The 706-nt window shown below is 50.0% G+C and carries 1 protein-coding gene; it reads right to left on the bottom strand.

Annotated features, from left to right (window positions below; translation table 11 throughout):
• Window positions 1–553 precede the first annotated feature (553 nt).
• Window positions 554–706, bottom strand: a 153-nt coding sequence (locus HLH29_RS19345) for a transposase (RefSeq protein ID WP_182968991.1), incomplete at its 5' end; no start/stop codon positions are given.

The raw sequence follows: 706 nt of genomic DNA, 5'->3' as shown, positions 1-706 counted from the left end.
CGCCCGCCAGGCAAAAATACGACGCAGTCAGCTTGCAGGACAAACACATGCACAAGAAAACTTATTCGAAACAGTCATATAGACAGATGGGTGTTGTGAAGCAGGATTGTATAACGAGGTCCGCCCACATGGGGCGATTGGCAACAGGACGCCGATCTCGCTGCATATTCCCGGTGACGTATCCAGCGCGTTACCATGAAACCACGCCGGAAACTCTACCATCCGGCGGTCCGAAGTTTGGGTGCAGATCAGGCTCACATCACTGCTGCCGATCGAGTTCGTCCATGTTTTCGGGTCGGACGATCTGTAAATTATGGCAAAACATCGCGCGTACGATCTTGCAGAATATCCGTTTCTCATATTCGTTATTCACGATAGGCCTCTGTACTTTTTGGTAGGATCCGGTCGACGGGTCACGCGCCTGATAGGTGCCATTGAAGATATTGTTCCAATACATATCGGCATAGCTATCTATCGCACTCTTGAGTTCTTCAGATTTTAACGTAACGTAGTTATTATACTCATTATTGATAAATGAAGTGTCTAGGGCCTGTTAGATCTTGATCCAATCTGCGGCGGCTGCGAGATGAAGGACAGCGAGGAACGAGGTGGCGGTCTTTTCGTATCGGGTTGCGACGGCGCGCCATTCCTTCAGACGGGCCCAGAGGTTTTCCACCAGATGCCGGTTTCGATAAACCCATTGTGG

It is taken from the genome of Gluconacetobacter tumulicola (assembly GCF_014174215.1).
In the GTDB taxonomy this organism is placed as follows: Bacteria; Pseudomonadota; Alphaproteobacteria; order Acetobacterales; family Acetobacteraceae; genus Gluconacetobacter; species Gluconacetobacter tumulicola.
Note: the sequence above shows the minus strand (reverse complement) of the source record. Positions and strands in the feature narration are given on the sequence as shown.